We start from the raw sequence: 12551 nt of genomic DNA, 5'->3' as shown, positions 1-12551 counted from the left end.
ATGTTGCGCAATCGACCGACGTCGCGCGGAGGGCGCGCGCTGCTGGCGTCGGCCGCGGCAGTATGTTGCGCCGGGTTCTGCGGCGTGGGAACGGCGCGGGCGCAGTCGGTCTGGGACCCGGTGATCAGCAATACGCACTGGTACGTGACCGTGCCGCAGATGCTGGCCTATGCGGCGCCGAGCACCAGCTTTGCCAACCCGATCCCGATCGGCGACCAGACGCTGTGGGCGCTCGGCGCATCGGTAAATGGCAGCTTCACCGGCACCAGCTCGGGCACGCTCGCCATCGGCCCGATCACCTCGGTCTCCGATCTGAATGTGCAGGGCCTCGTCACTCCGGACGGGCAGGTGACGATGGTGTTCACCCCGACCACGGGCGGCCCGACCACCATCGGCATCGGCGTGATGCAGCCGGTGGGCGGCATCACCACCATGGAAATGCAGATGATCACCGGCACCGACCTGCTGGTGAGCCACTGGGCCTATATGGTGCCCTACGACCCCGCGACCTTCACGCCGCCGACGGCACAGGTGGTGCCGAGCAACCTGTCGCCGCAATGGGCGTGGACCGAAGGCACGCCGTGGCGGATCGTCAGCCCCGCCGCCTTCGGCACCAGCCAGCCCGGCACCTTCGTCATCACCGGCTACAAGAGCGGCTATTTCTGGGGACAGGGCCTGCGTCCGGACGGGACGAGCTTCACTTTGCTGGGCTCCATCACCCCGGAAGGGCGGGTCCTGTTCAACACCTCGACCGACGGCACGCTGCTCAGCCTCTATGGCGGCATCGAGGGCGATGCCTCCACGGCGCAGATGCTGCTCGGCACCTATGATTCGACGGCGCTGTTCACCGGCGACATCACCTATGTCCAGGTCGTGCGCCCCTATCAGGAGACGGCGCTGGCCACCGGCACCGTCTCCGCGCTCGGCGCGGCGCAGGTGCTGTACGGCGTGGCCGGCACCACGGAGGGGCTGACCGGCACCATGGCGCCGGTGACGCGGGTGCTGAACGACCTCTCCGGCCCCGCGCTGTCCGGTGCGCTCAGCCAGACCGTGCCGGTGCTCTCCGGCGCCGCCGCGCAGGCCACCGCGAACACGCAGCGCATGCTCGGGCAGGTCGTCGCCAACCGGCTGACGGACGCCGACGCCGCGCCGGACCGGAACGTCTGGGTGCAGCCGCTGGGCGGCGCCGGTCGCCAGAGCGCGCTCGACGGCGTGCCCGGCTACACGATGAGTGGTGGCGGCTTCGCCATCGGCGCGGACCGCACGCTCGCCTCCGGCACCCGCATCGGCGGACTGTTCGCCTTCGCTTCCACCTCGATCGAGGCCAGCACCGACACCGCCACGGCGAGCCTCGCCCAGGGCTCCGCCGACCTGCAATCCTATGTGCTGGGCGTCTATGGCGCGCATGAGCTGGCGCCGGACGTGAACCTCACCTTCTCGATCAATGGCGGGATCGTCGACACCTCCACCGCGCGCACGATTTCCTTCATGGGCGCCGTCGCGGAAGGCGGCTACCACAGCCTCGTGCTCGACGTCAGCGCCGGCCTGCACAAGAGCTTCGCCATGAGCGAGGCGCTCACGCTGACGCCGGGAGTGCGACTGGATTTCCTGAACGTGAATTCGGGCGGCTATGACGAGAGCGGGGCCGGCCCGCTCGACCTCGACGTGGAGTCGCAGAGCTACCAGGAGCTGTTCATCAGCGCGGAACTGGCGCTGCGTTACCAGCTCACCGACAGTCTCGACCTGACGGCGCGCGGCGCGGCCGGCTACAACACGCTCGACACGGCGAGCGAGGTGACGGCGAGCTTCAGTGGCGGAGGCGATCCCTTCATCACCACCGGGCCGGATGTCTCGCGCTGGCTGTTTACCGGCGGGGTCGGCCTCGCCTCCCCCGTCACCGACGATTTCACCCTCGGGGTGAACTACGACATGCAGGCCAGCCCGTCCGGCTATTTCAACCAGATCGGCTCGGTACGGCTGAAATTCCGTCTCTAGAGCGCTTTCGATGAACTCCGGTTCACCGAAAGCGCTCTAGATTATTGTTCTGACGCATTTTCTTCACGCGAACCGGACTCCACTTCGCTCGAAAATGCTTTAGCCGAAATCCCGGCGCCGCGGCGGCGCCGGGAACGGCGCTTGCCTCAGCCTTCCAGCGTTTCCAGTTCGGCGATCATCCGCTCGATGAGATTGAGCCCGGTCTGCCAGAAGGCAGGGTCGCGCGCATCGAGGCCGAACGGCTTGAGCAGCTCCGAATGATGCTTGGTGCCGCCCGCCGCCAGCATGGCGAGATAGCGCTCGGCGAAGCCTTCCTCGGCGTTCTCGTAGACCGCGTAGAGCGAATTCACCAGGCAGTCGCCGAACGCATAGGCGTAGACGTAGAACGGCGAATGGATGAAGTGGCCGATATAGACCCAGTAGTTCTCGTAGCCGGGGCCGAGATGGATGGCTTCGCCCAGGCTCTCGCCCTGCACTTCCAGCCAGATCTGGCTGATGCGCTCGGCGGTGAGCTCGCCATTCTTGCGCTCGGTGTGGATGCGGCGCTCGAAGGTGTAGAAGGCGATCTGCCGCACCACCGTGTTGATCATGTCCTCGACCTTCGAGGCCAGCATCGCCTTGCGCGCCTTGGCGTCCGGCGCGGCAGCCAGCAGGCGCTGGAAGGTCAGCATCTCGCCGAACACTGAGGCCGTCTCGGCGAGCGTCAGCGGGGTCGGCGCCATCAGCGCGCCGTTCGGCGCGGCGAGCACTTGGTGCACGCCGTGACCCAGCTCATGGGCGAGCGTCATCACGTCGCGCGGCTTGCCGAGATAGTTGAGCAGCACGTAAGGGTGCGCCGAGGGCACGGTGGGATGCGCGAAGGCGCCGGTCGCCTTGCCCGGCCGCACGCCGGCATCGATCCAGCTCTTGTCGAAGAAGTCGCGGGCGATGTCCGCCATGCGCGGCGAGAAGGCGGAATAGGCGCCGAGCACGGTATCGCGGGCCTCGTCCCAGCCGATGGTGCGGGTCTCGACCTTGGGCAGCGGGGCGTTGCGGTCCCAGTATTCCAGCTTCTCCTTGCCGAACCATTTGGCCTTCAGCTTGTAGTAGCGGTGCGCCAGCCGGGGATAGGCGGCGTGGACGGAGGAGACCAGCGCGTCCACCACCTCGCGCTCGACGCGGTTAGCGAGATGGCGGGAATCCGCGATGTCCTCGAAGCCGCGCCAGCGGTCGGAGATTTCCTTGTCCTTGGCCAGCGTGTTGGTGACGAGGGTGAACAGGCGGACATTCTCGTCGAACACCTTGGCCAGCGCCTGCGCCCCAGCGCGGCGCTTCTCCTCCTCCGGCTCGGCGAGGAAGTTCAGCGTCTGCTCCAGCGGCAGCTTCTCGCCGTCGACCTCGAAGCGCAGCCCGGCAATGGTCTCGTCGAACAGCCGGTTCCACGAGCCGCGCGAGGTGACGCCCTTCTCATGGAACAGCTGCTCGATGCGGTCGTCGAGCTGATAGGGCTTCTCCGCCCGCACATCCTCGATCCACGGCCGGTACTTGCCGAAGGCGGGGGTCGCCAGCGCCGCCTCGACCTTGGCGTCGTCCAGCCGGTTCAGCTCCAGCGTGAAGAACAGCAGGTGCGTGGAAGCCTCGGTCAGCTTCTCCTGAACGTCGCCATAGAATTTGGCGCGCACCGGATCGGTGGTATCGCCGGAATAAACGAGGCCGGCAAAGGAATAGAGCCGGCCGAGCAGATCCTCTATTCTTTCGTAGCGCGCGACGACAAGCGCCAGCTGCCCGCCCGCATCCGCAGCGTCGAGCATACCGGCGAGCTTGCCCTTGTGAGCTTCCTCGAACTCGGCGCACTCGGCGGCGGCGCGTTCGAGGTCCGCCTTGAGCTCGGGCGAATCGATGCCGGGATAGAGATCCGTCAGGTCCCACTGCGGCAATTGGCCGAGGGCGGCGGAGGCAGTGGCGGCTTCGGGAGAGCGGGGGGCGGAGGCAAGAAGGTCGAAACGGCGCTGCATGATCACTCCGGCGGGGAAACATTTCTTGGTGCCAGTGATATCGTGCGCAGGGCCGGCGTATCAATCCGTGCGTGCCGCTTCTTCTGCATCCGGCGCGTCATGCTTGCGGGAAGACATGGCCCTCTCCATGCTCGCATCGCAACGAAATGCCGCGCGGGGAGTACCGATGACGCGACGACCTACCGGCTTCCTGATCGCGATCGCGGCGGCGATGATCGGCCTTCTCGCGGCCGCACCGCGGAGCGAAGCGGCGCCGAAGCGCATCATCATCGTCCGTCACGGGGAAAAAGCAGGCCCGCCTTCCCTGTGCAGCCTCGGCAAGGAGCGCGCGCGGGCGCTCGCCGCGCAATATCTCAGCCCGACCAGCCCGATGAGCCTGCTCAAGGGCGAGAAGCCGGCGGCGATCCTCGCCATCACTTTGCATACGCTGGAGACCGCGCGCCCGACCGCCGCCGTGTGGGACATGCACGTCCCCACCAACGCGCTGATGCTGACGCCGATCAGGAACAACCGCTACTTCAACTCGCTGGTGAATACGCAGAACCGCAAGGTGGCGCGCGACCTTCTGGAAAATCCGCGCTGGCACGGCACCACCGTGGTGATGTTCTGGGAGCATTTCCACATCGCCAGCGAGGCGCTGGAACAGGAATTCGCCGGCGAGAAGGTCACCTTGCGCCAGCTGCTCAACCTTGGGGAGATCAAGGGCGTGCCCGGCGGTGTACCCAAGACCTGGCCGAACGGCAACTATAATTTCTTCTGGATACTGGACTACGACAGCCCGACCGCCACCGTGCCGACGAAATTCACCGTGGTACGCCAGTATTTCGCGCCGCCTTTCGCCAACCTGCCCTCAAACGACTGGGGAGCGCCCGAGCCCCGCCCAGCCGATTCCGGCTGCACCTGAGCGGGACGCTCCCCATTCGGAGCGGCTTGCGTGACGACCGCGCGTCAGTTGAAAGCGCGCTTCACCTGCTGAGCGGGCGAATTGTAGCCCTGGTACAGCGGGGCGAGGATCGGCTGGAACAGGCCATTCTGACGGTTCTGGTGCACCTGCTGGCGACGCACCTTCTCGCGGCTGAGCACATCCTTCTGCTCCTCGCTGCCGATGACAGGCAGCGGCCGGGTCGAGGTGGAGGTCGCATGGGCGGGCACAGCGAACGGTGCGGCAATGACGACGGTAATCGCCGCGACAGCAAAAGCTTTCGATAACATTTCTGCCTCCCGTTGAAGTCGTTCTGCCGGATTAACGAGGAAATCGCGATTTGGTTGCATCACGGGGCGGTGGGCGCGCGTCACCGTGCCGGGAACAGACGCGCGCGCTCGCGCGTTGAACAACCATGGAACGCACGATCACACCGCCTTGCCTCATCCCGCCGCTGCGGCTGCGCGACGGAACGGGCCTCACCGAGATCGCCTCGCTGGACGAGGCGCTGGTCTTCGCCGAGACCCATCCGCTGCCGAAGGGCGACTATGAGGGCCTGATCCGCCGGCTGCAGGCCGCGCGCGAGACCGAGGATGTGATCGAGGCCGGTAACGCCTTCAAATGGTGGGCGGAAAGCAACGCCATCCTCGTCGAGCCCGGCCTGCCGGAGTAGCCGGCGCGGCGCGCGCCAGCCGCATCGGCCGATATTGCAGGGCCGCGTACCGGTTTCCGGTATGCGGCCCTTTTTCATGCGCGCGCCCACGGGCGGACACGGACGAGGCGGCGCCTTGATCCGCAGGTCGATGTAACTATCATCCTACCCACCGCACGCTGGCGACCCGAGGGGCTTTTCAGAGCATGAAATACATCCCGGAGCTGGATGGTTTGCGCGCGATCGCCGTGTTCATGGTTGTCTTCGGTCATTCCGCGAGCACCCTCGCGGGCGGGTATTCCGGCTGGCTCGCGCCGCTGTTCTTCGTGTCGGACGGCAATCTGGGCGTGCTGATCTTCTTCGTGCTCAGCGGCTTCCTCATCACGTCCCTGCTCATCAACGAGCGCGAGAACACTGGAACGGTCAGCATCTCCGCCTTCTTCGTGCGGCGCACTTTGAGGATCTTTCCCGCCTTCTATACCTATATCGGCTTCGTCGCGCTGCTCGTGGCCACGGGATACGCCGCCGCCTCGCTGCCGCAGATACTCGGCGCCTCGCTGCACGTCTGGAACTATATCGGCGTCCTGGGCATAGGCCACACGCCGGTGCAGGGCACGGTCATCCTCGGGCATTTCTGGAGCCTGTCGCTCGAAGAACAGTTCTATTGGCTATGGCCGGCGGTTTTCCTCGCTTTGACACTGGCGGGGTCGAGGACCCTGATCCTGCTGCTGATCCTGCTGGTGCCGGCGCTGCGCATCCTAGTGTATTTCCTGTACCCCGATCAGCGCCCCTATCTCGGCATGATGTTCCATACCAGCATTGACGGCATCGCCGTCGGCGTCGGCGCCGCGCTGTTCCGGGCGCAGCTGACCGACATCCTCATGCGCGCGGGGCGGCGGATCCCGATCGGCGCCCTGCTCCTCGGCTACATCCTCCTCCTATCGCCGCTGCTGCGGTTTCATCTCGCCGGCATGTGGTTCGCCACCTACGGCAAGACCATCGACGCCGTGATGATCGCGGCGCTGATTCTCGTGGTCGGTTCGCAGCCCGATCTGCGCATAGCCGCGCTGCTGCGCACGCCGGCCTTCCGGTTCTTCGGCAAGATCTCGTTCAGCCTCTATCTGTGGCAGCAGATGTTCTGCCTCGCCGGAAGCCCGCTCGCGCTGCCGTTTCCCCTCGGCATCCCGGTGGCCATCGCCTTCGCGGCGGCGAGCTACTATCTCATCGAGCGCCCGTTCCTGGCGCTGAAGCCGCGACGCCCCGTCGCCGCCTGACGCGCGCGCACGAAAACCCCCGCGCCAGCGGCACGGGGGCTTCGCGATAGCGGGTGGCCGGCGAGCTAGAGCCTGATCCGATCAGGTTGAGACAAGCTGATCGGTAAATCAGTCTCCAATCTACGAGTAGAGAACGCGTTATCCGATCAGATTGCGCTGCAGTCTGATCGGCGCGTGCTCTAGCGCTGGCCGCCCTTGTGGCCGGCGTCGCGCGCCCGCTCGCGATCCTCGGCGAAATTGCCGGCGCCGCCGCGATGGTCCTTCTGATCGCGATGCTGGTCGCCCTGCTGGCGATTGTCGCCGCCGGTCTGACTCTGCTGGCGGCTGTGCTCGCCGCCCTTGCGGCCGGCCTCGCGGGCGCGCTCGTGGTCCTGCGAGAAATTGCCGGAACCGCCGCGCTGATCGTTCGGGTTAGCCATTGGGACCTCCATTAGGAATGTCGCCCCCCGTGCGGAATCAACCGGGCGGCGCGCGCCCGGTTCCGGAAAATTCGTCTTATCTTCAAGGGCGGTAACAGGCTGGCGCGCCGACGGCATCATCGTGCGGACGCCGCTGCGGAAAGCGCCAATCGGGGAGATCCGCGGCCAAGGTCGTACGGGAAGAGGAGAATGACGGGGCCGCATCGGCGGCCGGGGGAATGGTGGGCGCGACAGGGATTGAACCTGTGACCCCCTCGATGTCAACGAGGTGCTCTCCCGCTGAGCTACGCGCCCATTCCGTGGTCTCTTGCGAGCGGGGCTTCCCTATAGCCATAAGCCCGCCGCGGTGCAAGCCACCCCTGAGGGGTCACTTGCCGCGTCATCCACAGTCCCGTCACGCCGCCAGCATCTTGCCGACCTCGTTGACGAGATCGCGCAGGTGGAACGGCTTGGACAGCACCTTGGCATCCTTCGGCGCCTGATTGTCGGCATTGAGCGCGACGGCGGCGAAGCCGGTGATGAACATCACCTTGATATCCGGATCGAGTTCGGTCGCCTTGCGGGCGAGCTCGATCCCGTCCATCTCCGGCATCACGATGTCGGTGAGCAGCAGTTCAAACGGCTCCTCGCGGAGCCGGTCATAAGCCGAGCGGCCATTGTCGAACGAGGCGACCTCATAACCCGCATTCTGCAACGCCTTCACGAGAAAGCGGCGCATATCGTGGTCGTCCTCGGCGAGCAGGATCTTCAACATCCCTTGCACCCTGATTCGCACGCCGGGCGGACCGGCGATGAATCCCGCGCCCGGCTACATGTTCCCCCATCGGTACTCCCGCGCCTCTTAGCACATCGTGAATCGCGGCGGAGGTTCGCCGTTCCGGCCTATCGTGATTAACGAGCCGTAGGCGCAGCGCGTCCCCAGGCGGGATGCGCGCCCCTTCCGCCGCCGGACAGCGGCACCGGCTCTCGCGGGCACGTGTTCGCAAAGCCATGGCCACGCGCGAGTTGAGCGTTCCCGGCACGGAATGCTCATGTTACAGAGGAATTCCTGACGTTTGACCACGGGGACGGCGCCGGCGCGGCGTCGCCCCGATTTTTGCGGGCTGGTCTGATTGGCATGATGGCCGTCGTTGCGGACATGATTGACCCGGCATTCGAGGTCGTGGAACCGGCCGGAATCGCCCTGCCCTTCCTGTTCAATTCCCCGCACAGCGGCGTCGTCTATCCCCGCGCCTTCGTCGAGCAGGCGCGGCTGGACCTGCCGCTGCTGCGCCGCTCCGAGGACACGCTGGTCGACGCGCTGTTCCGCGACGTGACCGGGCTCGGCATGACCTTCATGCGCGCGCATTTTCCGCGCTGCTATCTCGACGTGAACCGCGAACCCTACGAGCTCGACCCCCGCATGTTCGAGGGGCGGCTGCCAGCCTATGCCAATACGCGCTCCATGCGCGTTTCCGGCGGGCTCGGCACCATCGCCCGCATCGTCGGCGAGGCACAGGAGATCTATGGCCGGCGCATTCCGGTGGATGACGCGATCGCCCGCATCGAGGCGCTGTACAAGCCCTATCACCGCACGCTGCGCCAGCTGATGGTGCAGATGCAGCGCAATTTCGGCGTGGCAGTGCTGGTCGACTGCCATTCAATGCCCTCGGTGTGCCACCGCGACGAGCGCTCGAAGGTCGATATCGTCATCGGCGACCGCTACGGCACCAGCTGCGCGCCGATCATCCCCGACATCATGGAGGCTGAGCTGCGCCGGCGCGGCTACTCCGTGGTGCGCAACAAACCCTATGCCGGCGGCTTCATCACCGAGCATTACGGCAATCCCGCCTCGGGGATGCACGCGGTCCAGATCGAGATAAGTCGCGCACTTTATATGCACGAAGCCACTTATTGCGCCTCTCAGGAGTTCGAGAACGTGCAGCGGGACCTGCTGGAAGTGGCGTCCGCATTGACGAAAATTGCCCAGCTGGAGCTGGCCGGCCTGCGCACGGCCGCCGAATAGACGTTATTTATCAGACAGTTACGAATTTCATTACAAAAATTTGATGGCATGATGCGAAACGTCGCATAAGAGCCTTGCATTTTGGGAATGAGAGCTATACGAATTCTGCACGCTCGGTTCCGGGCACACATTCCCTCTACCATTCGGGGCTGATGCCGCGAGGAGCGGTGGGGGAAGATCGACCCGGAAAACCAGCCGCCCTTCTTTGGGTACCGGTAACGCCAAGCGAGGAAGACATCGAAGAGCGGCTCAAGCCACCGCGATGCACCTCGATCCGGTACAAAAGAAAGAGGCCGCTCACGCAAGGCGGGAGCGGCCCAAGTCTAGGGAGGAAACGCCCAAGGAGGGCTATACGGAGCGACGCCAATCGCTGCGTACGAGAGTGAAGATGTCGACGCATTGCGGATTAATCAAGGCGGGCACGCTCATTTTCTGGCATACCAGATACAACTAACCGTCCGGTGTGGCGCAAATGTCGCTCCGGAGGCCGCATCGTACCGACATTCACCGTGTGGACGCTCGACATATGCCCGGGATGCATGGCTTCGCGCCAGCTTTCCACAGGCTCCGTGTCGGGCGTCGTTCTTTTTAACCCCCGACTCCATCATCCGCACCGGACATGCCTCGCACTGCGGCCGCGCGAACGCGAGCGCCACGGTTCGACTTTAGGCATGAGCGATGGAATGCGAGGGACGACCGGCAGCGCCTGGCCGATCATGGGACACCGCCAGCTCCCGGAAGCCACTGTCGGCTGACGTAGCGCACAAAAGAAAAAGGGCCGCTCACGCATTCGGAGCAGCCCAAGTCTAGGGAGGAAACGCCCAAGGAGGGCGGCGGCATGGCAACGCCAATCACCGTGCCGCACTGCAATATTAATAACTGTGCGCCGCACAAAGAGCAAGAGCAAAAGCGAAACAAACGAAACCTGAATCCTGCCGCGGGGGCGCGAATGATGACAAACGCGCCTTTTTCGATGGCCAGCTCTCGCGAAGCCTGAGCTACGCGCCTCAGACGGTCGGAGCCGGTTTGGCCGTCGGATAGACACGACGAGGCGATCGGCGCCTGCGCCGCAAACAGTCTGATATTTCAGATGGTTGCTGGAAAAGAAAGGGGCCGCTCACGTTGCCGGAGCGGCCCAAGTCTAGGGAGGAAACGCCCAAGGAGGGCAGCGGTAAGGCAACGCCAATCGCCTCACCGCACTGCGATAATATGGCAGCTTCGCTTCCCGATAGCAATCGATCCGCGTGCCCAATCCTTGATCTTGCTGGAATAGCAGCCATGCGCATCACGCAGGGCGTACACGCCTTCGCAGCAGCGCCAATGGCGGCGTGGGACGCATGGCACATTCTCCCGCCGCCGCCGAGCGCATTCTCGCCTGGCTCGCCTTCCCGCCAAGGCACGTACAGCAGGCGCGCGAAACGCCCCACGAACCTGCGCGGGGCGCACGCATTGCCGAGCCGCGCGGCTGCGGATAAGCCTGTGCGCCGTGCCGGCGGCCGCCGGCGGACCAGCGTGGAGCGCATGGGCATGGGTGCGGTGGATTTCGAGAACTTCGTGCATGAACTCGCCACCGTATCGGGCCAGGCGATCCTGCCCTTCTTCCGCACGGCGCTCGGCGTCGAGGACAAGAGCCACGGCCGGGCCTTCGATCCCGTCACCGCCGCCGACCGCGCCGCCGAACAGGCGATGCGCACGCTGATCCGCCACAACTTTCCCAGCCACGGCGTGCGCGGCGAGGAATTCGCCGACGAGAGCCCCGACGCCGACTATGTGTGGGTGCTCGACCCGATCGACGGCACCAAGTCCTTCATCGCCGGCATGCCGGCGTGGGGCACGCTGATCGGCCTGTGCCGCGACGACCAGCCGGTCTACGGCATGATGCACCAGCCTTTCATCGGCGAACGCTTCTTCGGCGACGGCGCGCAGGCGCGCTATCGCGGCCCGGCCGGCGACCGCAAGCTCGTCACCCGCCCCTGCGCCGCGCTGGAGGAAGCGATCCTGCTCACCACCAGCCCGCGGCTGATGGGCGAGGCCGACCGCGCGATCTATTCGACGGTGGAGGAGCGCGTGCGCCTCGCCCGCTATGGCGGCGACTGCTACGCCTATTGCATGGTCGCCGCCGGCCATGTCGATCTCGTCATCGAGACCAACCTGAACGAATACGACATCGTGCCGCTGATCCCGGTGATCGAGGGTGCGGGCGGCATCGTCACCAGCTGGGAGGGGACCTCCGACCTCTCCCGCGGGCGCGTCGTCGCCGCCGGCGACCGGCGCGTGCACGAAGCGGCGCTGAAGATGCTGCAGGGCGGCTGATGCCCCTGGCGCGGGTCGCGCCTACACCCGGCTGCCCGGAATGAAGGCGTCGAAAGCGGCGAACAGCGGTTCGCGGAAGAGGTCGCGTTCCTGCAGCAATTCGTGCCGCGCCCCGGGGATCACCACATGCGAGCCGGCGATCAGCCGCCGGGCGAAGCGCTCGATCGCCGGCGTCGAGACGATGCGGTCGGCGCCGGCAGCGACGATGAGCAAAGGCTGGCGGATGGCGCGCGCGGTCGCCGGGTCCTCGAACAGCTCCATCAGATCGAAGGCCGATGCCATCCAGCCGATGGTCGGCGGGCCGACATCGAGCTGCGGCTGCTCCAGCGTGATGGTGAGATTGCGGGCGAAGCGGACGGGATCGGAGGTCAGCCGGTTGCCGTCGAAATGCAGCTCATTGAGCGGCTTGATCTTGCCGGTCGGCACATAGAGCTTCGACAGGCCGCAGCCCCGCAGCAGCCGCGCCAGCCGCCGCGCCGCGACATCGTGCTTCAGCAACGACAGTTCCAGCATGGGCGCTACCAGCAGCATGCGGTCGAACAGCCGCTCGCCGAGCCGCGCGGAATCGAGCAGCACCGCCGCGCCCATGGAGTGGGCCAGCGCGAAGAACGGCGCCGGGCAAGAAGGCAGCACCGCCTCGCGCATGAAGACCTCGAGGTCGACCCCGTAATCGGCGAAATCCTCGACGTGGCCCTTCATCGGGTTGCGCAGCACGCGTTGCGAGCCGCCCTGCCCGCGCCAGTCCAGCACCGCGACGGCAAAGCCGCGCCGCAAGAGATCGCGCACCGTCTCGAAATATTTCTCGATCTTCTCGGTGCGGCCGGGAAACACGCAGACCGTGCCGCGCGTCGCCCCTTCCGGCCGCCAGCGCGCGAAGCGCAACGCTACGCCGTCCTCGGTGGTGATGCTCCCGGATTCCGCCCCCTCGGGCACAGGATTGTCCTTGGTACTGAACAAGATCATCGGGCGGGCATCGC

General features: G+C 65.8%; 11 protein-coding genes, 1 tRNA gene and 2 pseudogenes. 7 read left to right on the top strand and 7 right to left on the bottom strand.

Annotated features, from left to right (window positions below):
* The first annotated feature begins 84 nt into the window (after positions 1–84).
* Positions 85–1995: an autotransporter outer membrane beta-barrel domain-containing protein gene (locus tag ACO2RV_RS10010; RefSeq protein ID WP_423292405.1), complete on the top strand. Its 1911-nt coding sequence runs from the start codon at positions 85–87 to the stop codon at positions 1993–1995.
* Between the two features lie 146 nt (positions 1996–2141).
* Here ACO2RV_RS10010 and ACO2RV_RS10005 read toward each other — a convergent pair whose 3' ends face one another.
* Positions 2142–3989 (bottom strand): M3 family oligoendopeptidase, encoded by a 1848-nt coding sequence (locus ACO2RV_RS10005; protein ID WP_423292403.1) that lies wholly within the window; start codon positions 3987–3989, stop codon positions 2142–2144.
* Positions 3990–4155: 166 nt separating this feature from the next.
* Between ACO2RV_RS10005 and ACO2RV_RS10000 the strand changes: the two genes are divergently transcribed.
* A complete protein-coding gene (locus ACO2RV_RS10000) occupies positions 4156–4893 on the top strand; it encodes a histidine phosphatase family protein (protein WP_423292401.1) in 738 nt (245 codons plus the stop codon).
* A gap of 44 nt (positions 4894–4937) precedes the next feature.
* Here the strand turns inward: ACO2RV_RS10000 and ACO2RV_RS09995 are convergent, their stop codons facing one another.
* On the bottom strand, positions 4938–5201 hold the full coding sequence (locus tag ACO2RV_RS09995; RefSeq protein ID WP_423292399.1) for a hypothetical protein: 264 nt from the start codon (positions 5199–5201) through the stop codon (positions 4938–4940).
* A 125-nt stretch (positions 5202–5326) separates the two neighbouring features.
* Between ACO2RV_RS09995 and ACO2RV_RS09990 the strand changes: the two genes are divergently transcribed.
* On the top strand, positions 5327–5584 hold the full coding sequence (locus ACO2RV_RS09990) for a hypothetical protein (RefSeq protein WP_423292397.1): 258 nt from the start codon (positions 5327–5329) through the stop codon (positions 5582–5584).
* Positions 5585–5769: 185 nt separating this feature from the next.
* Complete coding sequence (locus tag ACO2RV_RS09985; protein WP_423292395.1) at positions 5770–6837, top strand: acyltransferase family protein; 1068 nt, start codon at positions 5770–5772, stop codon at positions 6835–6837.
* A gap of 185 nt (positions 6838–7022) precedes the next feature.
* On the opposite strand, the pseudogene ACO2RV_RS09980 reads toward ACO2RV_RS09985, so the two are convergent.
* From ACO2RV_RS09980 to cpdR, 4 genes and pseudogenes are all read right to left on the bottom strand, one after another.
* A pseudogene (locus ACO2RV_RS09980) lies at positions 7023–7097 on the bottom strand (KGG domain-containing protein); the annotation flags it as partial.
* 66 nt (positions 7098–7163) lie between these two features.
* Positions 7164–7256: pseudogene (locus ACO2RV_RS09975) on the bottom strand (KGG domain-containing protein); the annotation flags it as partial.
* A gap of 219 nt (positions 7257–7475) precedes the next feature.
* Positions 7476–7550, bottom strand: a tRNA-Val gene (locus tag ACO2RV_RS09970).
* 100 nt (positions 7551–7650) lie between these two features.
* A complete protein-coding gene (gene cpdR, locus ACO2RV_RS09965) occupies positions 7651–8010 on the bottom strand; it encodes a cell cycle two-component system response regulator CpdR (protein WP_423292393.1) in 360 nt (119 codons plus the stop codon).
* Between the two features lie 363 nt (positions 8011–8373).
* Here cpdR and ACO2RV_RS09960 point away from each other — a divergent pair, with 363 nt between their 5' ends.
* The 3 genes from ACO2RV_RS09960 (at position 8374) to hisN (ending at position 11574) form a co-directional block, all read left to right on the top strand.
* Positions 8374–9261 carry an N-formylglutamate amidohydrolase gene (locus ACO2RV_RS09960; protein ID WP_423292391.1) on the top strand — a complete coding sequence of 296 codons (888 nt, stop codon included), beginning with the start codon at positions 8374–8376 and terminating at the stop codon, positions 9259–9261.
* An 838-nt stretch (positions 9262–10099) separates the two neighbouring features.
* Positions 10100–10258, top strand: coding sequence for a hypothetical protein (locus ACO2RV_RS09955; protein ID WP_423292389.1), 159 nt, complete (start codon positions 10100–10102; stop codon positions 10256–10258).
* A gap of 530 nt (positions 10259–10788) precedes the next feature.
* Positions 10789–11574 carry a histidinol-phosphatase gene (gene hisN / locus ACO2RV_RS09950; protein WP_423292555.1) on the top strand — a complete coding sequence of 262 codons (786 nt, stop codon included), beginning with the start codon at positions 10789–10791 and terminating at the stop codon, positions 11572–11574.
* Between the two features lie 21 nt (positions 11575–11595).
* On the opposite strand, the gene ACO2RV_RS09945 is transcribed toward hisN, so the two are convergent.
* A complete protein-coding gene (locus tag ACO2RV_RS09945) occupies positions 11596–12537 on the bottom strand; it encodes an alpha/beta fold hydrolase (protein ID WP_423292387.1) in 942 nt (313 codons plus the stop codon).
* Positions 12538–12551 lie beyond the last annotated feature (14 nt).

It is taken from the genome of Ancylobacter sp. VNQ12 (assembly GCF_049445835.1).
In the GTDB taxonomy this organism is placed as follows: Bacteria; Pseudomonadota; Alphaproteobacteria; order Rhizobiales; family Xanthobacteraceae; genus Ancylobacter.
This window is presented reverse-complemented; position numbering and strand designations above follow the sequence as displayed.

Bases quoted from the DNA above. Each gene is read 5' to 3' on its own strand.
- ACO2RV_RS10005 (WP_423292403.1), bottom strand. From the start codon at position 3,989: ATGCAGCGCCGTTTCGACCTTCTTGCCTCCGCCCCCCGCTCTCCCGAA.
- ACO2RV_RS10000 (WP_423292401.1), top strand. From the start codon at position 4,156: ATGACGCGACGACCTACCGGCTTCCTGATCGCGATCGCGGCGGCGATG.
- ACO2RV_RS09995 (WP_423292399.1), bottom strand. From the start codon at position 5,201: ATGTTATCGAAAGCTTTTGCTGTCGCGGCGATTACCGTCGTCATTGCC.
- ACO2RV_RS09990 (WP_423292397.1), top strand. From the start codon at position 5,327: ATGGAACGCACGATCACACCGCCTTGCCTCATCCCGCCGCTGCGGCTG.
- ACO2RV_RS09985 (WP_423292395.1), top strand. From the start codon at position 5,770: ATGAAATACATCCCGGAGCTGGATGGTTTGCGCGCGATCGCCGTGTTC.
- cpdR (WP_423292393.1), bottom strand. From the start codon at position 8,010: ATGTTGAAGATCCTGCTCGCCGAGGACGACCACGATATGCGCCGCTTT.
- ACO2RV_RS09960 (WP_423292391.1), top strand. From the start codon at position 8,374: ATGATGGCCGTCGTTGCGGACATGATTGACCCGGCATTCGAGGTCGTG.
- ACO2RV_RS09955 (WP_423292389.1), top strand. From the start codon at position 10,100: ATGGCAACGCCAATCACCGTGCCGCACTGCAATATTAATAACTGTGCG.
- hisN (WP_423292555.1), top strand. From the start codon at position 10,789: ATGGGTGCGGTGGATTTCGAGAACTTCGTGCATGAACTCGCCACCGTA.
- ACO2RV_RS09945 (WP_423292387.1), bottom strand. From the start codon at position 12,537: ATGATCTTGTTCAGTACCAAGGACAATCCTGTGCCCGAGGGGGCGGAA.